The sequence below is a fragment of the Bartonella sp. AP258QHHD genome (assembly GCF_042196145.1).
Taxonomy (GTDB): Bacteria; Pseudomonadota; Alphaproteobacteria; order Rhizobiales; family Rhizobiaceae; genus Bartonella.
The window spans coordinates 79,427-84,662 of the sequence record NZ_JBHIPR010000079.1 but is presented as its reverse complement, the minus strand read 5'-3'; the positions used below and the strand labels follow the sequence as shown (position 1 = coordinate 84,662).

The window sequence follows — 5,236 nt, the reverse complement described above, 5'->3', positions numbered from 1 at the left end:
TATGACGATGATAATGACAGCGAATATGAAAGTGATGCTGCGTAAATGACACGCGCGGGCGCGGCGGGGGCGCCCTCCTTTTAAACATTTCATTCTAAAATTCAAATCTATTTATAAAGGAATTGTGCTATGCAAAAAAAGTTTGCACTCACAAATGAGACACGTGTATTTAATAATCAAACTCTTTATCGCATCCAAGCATTAAGGGATTTTGACGATGTTAAGGCTGGTGACTTGGGTGGTTTTATTGAAAATGAAAGGAACCTCTCTCATGATGGCAATTGCTGGGTTTACGATAATGCTCTTGTTTTAAATCCTGCCCATATTTATGAAAATGCCAAGGTTTTTAATAAAGCTATTATAATGGGTAATGTTTATGGCAATGCCCATGTATGTGACAGTGCCCGCGTTTATGCAAATGCTCATGTTTATGATAATGCGCATCTTTCTTATAATGCTTGGGTTTATCATCAGGCGCGGGTTTATGGCAATGCAAAATTATCAGGGAGCGCTCGTATTCATGGCAATGCTGAGGTTTATGATCATGCTGTTATCAGTGGCGCTGCTAAAATTTATGGCAAGGTTTATGGGAATGCTAGCGTGGGCTGTCATACTGATGTTTATGGCTCTGTTTATGGTAATGCGAAAATCTCTGGTTATTTCGTGATTAGAGGTAATGTCTATGGCAATGCAAGATTAAAAAGAGATAGTGATTTATATTGGGTTCCCATAAATTGTGAGGTTTATGAAAACGATACCGTTGTAAAGATTATTGAAAATAACGCTGCGTAAATAATGCGCGGGCGCGGCGGGGGCGCCTGCTTTCCAACCCAATTTTTCCATTTCAAATTTTATCAAACGTTTATCACATTAGATTGTGAGGGTATCTCTATGTGTAAAAAATATGAATTAACCAATCAAATCAAACAAATTAAAGAGAGACTTACTAAGCAAATTATAAACCTTTATCGCATTCGGGCTTTAAGAGATTTTGATGATGTTAAGGCTGGCGATTTAGGTGGCTATATCGAAAATGAAGGGAACTTATCTCATTATGGCAATTGCTGGGTCTATGATGAGGCTTGTGTCTATGGCTATGCTCATGTTTCTGATCATGCTAAAGTACGTCATTTGTCTCATGTGCGGGGGCGTGTCTATGGGAATGCTGAGGTCTATGGAAAGGCTTTAATCACTCGATATGCTAAAGTTTATGACCATGCTTGTGTTTATGGAAGTGCTCATGTGGCTGGCAATATCTATGGCAATGCTCATGTCTGTGATCACGCCCGCGTTTATAGCAACTCCCATATTTATCAACATGCGCGCGTTTCTCATGATGTTTTTGTTTATGATCATGCTAGAATCTATGGTCATTCAAAGGTTTCTGGCTCTGCTTGTATTTACAACAGTGCAAAAATTTATGGACAGGCTGCTATCAAAGGCTTTGCAAAGATTTATGGCAAGGTTTACGGCTCTGCTCTTGTGAGTGGGCGCGCTGCGGTTTATGGCTCTGTTTATGGGAATGCAAAAATCTCTGGTTCTGTAAAGGTCTATGGTCGTGCCTATGGGAAAGCAAAAATAGATAAACAAAGCAATGTAAAATCAGTTGCTCAAAATTATGAGGTTTATGAAAGCGATAACGTTGTTAAGATTGATAAATAGCATAAATAACAGGCATGGAAGTGCCTTCTTTATGGTTATAAACCCATCATAAAAGAGAGAATGCAAAAAAAGCCGTGTCAAGTGATTATGACGCGGCTTTCAAATGTCTACCCTTATGAATCATTTCAAATGGAGTTATGAACGCATATATACAAAACGTATTATATTACAAGCGCTCTATTCAAGATATGAAAACTTATCAAGAGAAATGTATGATGTGTATGATCTTTAAGCACTCATTTGAATGAGAGAGCCTATAAATGCTTTTCGTTTCTCTCAAACGTATTAATCATAACTCCTCCTTTGTGAGGTGGTCATTTGAAATAAAGCACATGATCAAAATGCTTCTTTTAAAACGTTTCAATATACTGACTTTAAAATTGAGTTGAGTAAATTGAAATAACTTACATTCTAAAATCAAAACCTATCAAACAAATCAAAATACTTGGTAGCTTTAACAAAACCCGTTTTTTACAGTTGCAAACGTTGGCTTTTAAAACAAGCTCTCATAAAGACAATAAACAACCGCTTTTATCAAACGCAAGGCTTTAGAAACTGTTATAAACATCTGTTTCAAACGTTTAAACAGTATTTAGAAAGGCTTTCATAAGTTTTTTTTAAACATAACTTTTTTGCAAATTAATCGCTCTATATTTGTGCTCTGTACTTTTAAATGGTAACTTTTAAAACGTTTTTTAGTAGCATATCTAAGGTAAAATAGTATTTTACTACTGTGGTATTAGCCGCCTCCATTTTTTTGTGGAAGCGAATAATTCCGTTCTTAAAAACTAGTCTGCAATCTATTCATTAAAAGGCTTTTCATTTCATAAGATATAAAATACCTCTTTATCGTTTTTTAACTTTTAGTAAGCGTTTTAAAAGCATTCTTATCCTTAATCCTTTTATGCAATCTTTATAAATTAAACCTATTATTCCTTTTTAAGGTTTCGCTCAAAAAAGAGCAAAACTCATACCATTCTTTAAACGTATAATCGATAATTCCAAACGACTAAATTTTTAAATAATGTGATTTGTGCTGTGATAAAAACGTATCATAAAATTTATAAACTGTTATAAATGATATCTGCTTTTCATTTCATTTGAATGCACACATGCGTTATAACATTTACATCATGATTTGCTTTTTATGGTCTATTCATACATGGCAATCTTATATAAAAAATGATCAAATGAATCATGTATAAAAGTGTGGATTCTTAAGTGGATTCATATAAAATAATTTCACACAACCTATTGACTTTATTGTATTTTTTAGTATTATATCTTGAATGACCGAAAAACATCTCTATTTAAATTTGTAGATCTTATATCACTTGCTCTAAACAACAGTATTTTACAGCACAACAAGATAAATTAAAGCAGGAAAAAAATTTTTCTATAAAGAAAAAGAACCATTGGAAAGAAGGCAAGAATTTGCCTATACTGCACAGTAAAGTATTATAAGGAGATAAAAATGCGCCTTACAGTTGTTGGTGCAAATGGAAGAATGGGACGTGAACTCATTACAACAATCCAGCAGAGGAGAGATGTAGAACTTTGTGCTGTTCTTGTACGCAAAGGCTCACCGTTTGTAGGAAAAGATGCCAGTGCCTTAATTGGTTCAGATTCTCTTGGGATTGGTATCACTGACGATCCCGAAAATGCCTTTTCTAATACAGAAGGTATTTTAGATTTTTCACAACCAGAAGCCAGTATTCTTTATGCTAACTACGCTGCTCAAAAAAGCCTTGTCCATATTATTGGCACCACAGGATTTAGCAAAACAGAAGAAGAAAAAATTGCAGATTTTGCGAAATATACAACAATTGTCAAATCCGGAAATATGAGCCTTGGAATAAATCTTTTAGCCAACCTTGTAAAGAAAGCCGCTAAAGCATTAGAAGCCGATGATTTTGATATCGAAGTTTATGAAATGCATCACGCTAACAAAGTTGACGCCCCTTCTGGAACAGCCCTTCTTCTTGGCCAAGCAGCAGCTGAAGGGCGCAATGTTATGCTTAAAAATGTGCGTGTCAACGAACGCAATGGTCATATAGGTAAACGCAAAAAAGGCACCATTGGCTTTTCCTGTTCACGTGGTGGGACAGTTGTTGGAGAACACAGTGTCATTTTTGCCGGCTCCAATGAGCGCATTGTTCTTTCACATACAGCGCAAGAACGCTCTATCTTTGCCAATGGCGCATTAAAAGCAGCTTTATGGGCACAAAATCATGAAAGCGGTCTTTATTCAATGTTCGATGTTTTGGGATTGAACAATGAATTTTAAACAATCAATAGAATAGAGGCAATTCATAATGGGACGCATACTTACACTAATTCGTCATGGACAAAGTGAATGGAATCTCAAAAACCTTTTTACCGGTTGGAAAGATCCTGATTTAACAGAAAAAGGTCATGCCGAAGCGATAGCAGCAGGAAAAAAACTGAAAGAATATGGTTTGAAGTTTGATATCGCTTATACATCAGCCTTACAGCGTGCTCAAAAAACCGCTCAGCACATTTTAGAGCAAATGGGACAATCAGATTTAGAAGTGATAAAAAATCCCGCATTAAATGAACGTAATTATGGTGATCTTTCTGGTTTAAATAAAGATGAAGTACGCCAACAATGGGGGCAAGAGCGAGTGCAAATGTGGCGCCGCTCCTATACAATTGCACCCCCGAATGGAGAAAGCCTACGCGACACCGGTGCGCGCATCTGGCCTTATTATCTTTACCATATCCAGCCTCATATTTTGCGCTCCCAAACTGTTTTGATCGCAGCACATGGAAATTCTCTTCGTGCTCTTATTATGGCGCTTGAAGGTCTCTCCGGTGAGGAAATTATATCTCAAGAATTAGCGACCGGCATTCCTATTATTTACACATTTAATCCGGATTCAACAATTTTATCAAAGACAGTCCTCACACCTTAAACTTCTAAAATCATGATCTCTCTCAAAAGTTCAATGCTATCGTTTTAAGCTGAAAAAATAAATTCTATAATTTTATTGACAGAGTTGCTTCATGCGCTTAGATGAATTTTATAAGCCCAGATGGCGGAATTGGTAGACGCGCAGGTTTCAGGTACCTGTGCCGTAAGGCGTGGAGGTTCGAGTCCTCTTTTGGGCACCATTTTGTATCTTTAACACATTAAATATATAGATTTTTTCTTTAAAGAGCTATTTTAAGACCAACTTTTAGACCACCTTCTACGGTTTATACAACTTTAGCTAATTTGTTCCTTATTTTTCTTTGGAGTGAAGGATAAGATCTCTTTCTTTCTCCATCTCACTGCTCTCCCTAGCTTATATAGCTCTGGCCCCCTTGAAGCACCCAATTACGAATCGTGGTTGTGGATACACTAAAAAACTTTGCACACTCACGTGTTATTACATATCCATCTCCATCATCAAATATCATCTCATTACCTTTCTCTTTTTTATATTAATTAAATGGGCGGGGGTGCTGGGAGGAGAGAGCACCCCCATAGGTTTAAGCAGCTTTTGTCAAAATCTTTTGCATCTCTTGTTCTATTTCCCCTAAAAAGATTTCGACAGCTTTATTAATCTCT

The 5,236-nt window shown here is 36.5% G+C and carries 4 protein-coding genes, 1 tRNA gene and 1 pseudogene; 5 read left to right on the top strand and 1 reads right to left on the bottom strand.

Features of this window, described 5'->3' with window-relative positions; all coding sequences use genetic code 11:
* The first annotated feature begins 129 nt into the window (after positions 1-129).
* From ACFIMM_RS09175 to ACFIMM_RS09155, 5 genes are all read left to right on the top strand, one after another.
* Entirely contained in the window at positions 130-792 is a 663-nt protein-coding gene (locus ACFIMM_RS09175) for a hypothetical protein (RefSeq protein WP_375629685.1), read from the top strand.
* Positions 793-891: 99 nt separating this feature from the next.
* Entirely contained in the window at positions 892-1,662 is a 771-nt protein-coding gene (locus tag ACFIMM_RS09170) for a hypothetical protein (RefSeq protein ID WP_375629682.1), read from the top strand.
* 1,474 nt (positions 1,663-3,136) lie between these two features.
* Positions 3,137-3,949, top strand: a complete 813-nt coding sequence (dapB, locus tag ACFIMM_RS09165; RefSeq protein WP_375613493.1) for a 4-hydroxy-tetrahydrodipicolinate reductase — start codon at positions 3,137-3,139, stop codon at positions 3,947-3,949.
* A 28-nt stretch (positions 3,950-3,977) separates the two neighbouring features.
* Positions 3,978-4,598 carry a 2,3-bisphosphoglycerate-dependent phosphoglycerate mutase gene (locus ACFIMM_RS09160; RefSeq protein WP_375613492.1) on the top strand — a complete coding sequence of 207 codons (621 nt, stop codon included), beginning with the start codon at positions 3,978-3,980 and terminating at the stop codon, positions 4,596-4,598.
* A gap of 114 nt (positions 4,599-4,712) precedes the next feature.
* Positions 4,713-4,797: transfer RNA gene (locus tag ACFIMM_RS09155), tRNA-Leu, on the top strand.
* A gap of 94 nt (positions 4,798-4,891) precedes the next feature.
* Here ACFIMM_RS09155 and ACFIMM_RS09150 read toward each other — a convergent pair.
* Positions 4,892-5,085, bottom strand: a pseudogene (locus ACFIMM_RS09150) (helix-turn-helix transcriptional regulator).
* Positions 5,086-5,236 lie beyond the last annotated feature (151 nt).

Coding starts and splice junctions, on each gene's coding strand:
- ACFIMM_RS09175 (WP_375629685.1), top strand. CDS start 130: ATGCAAAAAAAGTTTGCACTCACAAATGAGACACGTGTATTTAATAAT.
- ACFIMM_RS09170 (WP_375629682.1), top strand. CDS start 892: ATGTGTAAAAAATATGAATTAACCAATCAAATCAAACAAATTAAAGAG.
- dapB (WP_375613493.1), top strand. CDS start 3,137: ATGCGCCTTACAGTTGTTGGTGCAAATGGAAGAATGGGACGTGAACTC.
- ACFIMM_RS09160 (WP_375613492.1), top strand. CDS start 3,978: ATGGGACGCATACTTACACTAATTCGTCATGGACAAAGTGAATGGAAT.